The following is a 1,772-nucleotide window of genomic DNA, read 5'->3' on the forward strand; positions in this document are numbered from 1 at the left end:
GTCGGAACGAAGAACCGTTCTTTACGAAGAACAGGTACTCGCTCTGGAACGAAGAACTCTCACTCTTTTCCAATACTCAACCCGCCGCGTACCTTCATGGCCCTTATGCTTCTGGAGGACCGACATTGATCGTCAGCCAGTAATCTCCAATAGCTTTCGCAACGATCAGGAATTCGTCAAAATCGATCGGTTTGACAAGATAGGAGTTCACTCCGCAGTCATAGCAAATTGCCCTGTCTCTTTCTTCACGAGAAGATGTAAGGACGACGACAGGGATCCTTCTTGTGAGTTCGGAATGCTTTATTTCGTGAAGAACTTCATGTCCAGAAATCCCGGGTAATTTGAGATCCAGCAAGACAAGATCAGGCACAGGGAATGCCTCTCTATCTTCGTATCGCCCTCTGCCAAACACATAGTCGAGAGCCATTTCACCGCTCTTTACAATCTCGACTCGGTTCGTAAGTCCTACCTGTCTGAAGGAGTCAAGTGTCAGTTCGACGTCCATCTGGTTATCCTGGACAAGCAGTATCAAAGCTTCTTTCAAAGCCTGGCCTCCTTAATCTTCACTATGAACTTTGCTCCTTCTCCCGGCACTGATTGCACAGAAACGTCCCCACCCATCAAAGTGATCGACTTCTTCACAATAGCCAGACCTATACCGCTTCCCGGGAAGTCTTCGCTAGAATAGAGCCTCTGGAATATGTTGAAGATCCTCTTATGGAATTTCTGACTTATTCCTATTCCATTATCTTCAACAATCAGGTGTACCCATTCTCCTCTTCTTTCAGAGTATATTTTCACTGCGGCCCGTTCTTCTGGTTTGTGATATGTCAAGGAGTTCTGAAGAAGGTTGATAATCGCCCTTTTCATTAGCGTGCGATCTACATAGACATTTGGCATCTCAGAGGCGGTCTGCACCGAAGCATACTCCTCTTCAATTCTACTTGACAGTGTAGAAACGCATTCATCAACTATTTCCTTCAAAGAATGGATCTCTAGGTTAAGGGGAGATCTACCTACTTTTGAGTACTCGAGAAGGCCCGTTATCAGCTCCGACATATCCTCCCCGGCCTTTAGTATGAACCCCAGATAGCGAGTGCCTTCTTCAGGAATAAGTTCCGAGTAACGATCCGAGATTATCTTAGAAAAGCCATTAATTGCTCTCAGGTGAGCTTTCAGATCATGGGCCATTGAGTAAGTAAAGGCCTCAAGCTCCTTGTTTACCTCCTCAAGCTCTTTCGTTCTGTACCAAACTCTCCGTTCAAGTTCTTGAAGTGTTAACTCGCGCTTCGTCACATCTTCAAACACAGCAACTATTTCATCCGGCCTGTTACGGTAAACGAAGTTCTCAACTTTTAGATCCAGTTTACCGTCACGGTAGTTCATTACTGGATGATGCTTGGAGCGTCCGGTCTTCCAAACCTCAATCATCGTGTCATACAACCCGAGTTCAACTACTTTCGGGAAGACCCCCCGCACACTTCTTCCAAGGATCTCTTCTTTCGTGACCCCGGTTATCTTGCATCCGGCGGGGTTCATATCGAGAAATACCACATCTTCTCCTGAGTTAGTAACCTTGTATATGGCAATGCCAGCATTCATGTTCATGTACAGCCTTCTGAAACGGAGTTCACTTTCCTTGAGAGCGGCTTCTGCTTTTTGCTGTGCGGTTACGTCTTCAAGGATTCCAAGCATTCCCTCGAGATCTCCCTTGTCATTCCTTATCGGAGCACTGAATAACTTCACCACAACTTCACTGCCATCCTTTCTGA

General features: G+C 46.1%; 2 protein-coding genes. Both read right to left on the reverse strand.

The genetic code is table 11. The features are described 5' to 3' along the window. Positions 1-103: 103 nt before the first annotated feature. Positions 104-544: a response regulator gene (locus B3K91_RS01250; RefSeq protein WP_102819123.1), complete on the reverse strand. Its 441-nt coding sequence runs from the start codon at positions 542-544 to the stop codon at positions 104-106. Continuing rightward, a partial coding sequence (locus B3K91_RS01255; RefSeq protein WP_292593868.1) for a PAS domain-containing sensor histidine kinase occupies positions 541-1,772 on the reverse strand: 1,232 nt, incomplete at its 5' end. The genes B3K91_RS01255 and B3K91_RS01250, both read right to left, overlap by 4 nt.

The sequence above is a fragment of the Mesotoga sp. UBA5847 genome, assembly GCF_002432735.1.
GTDB lineage: Bacteria > Thermotogota > Thermotogae > Petrotogales > Kosmotogaceae > Mesotoga.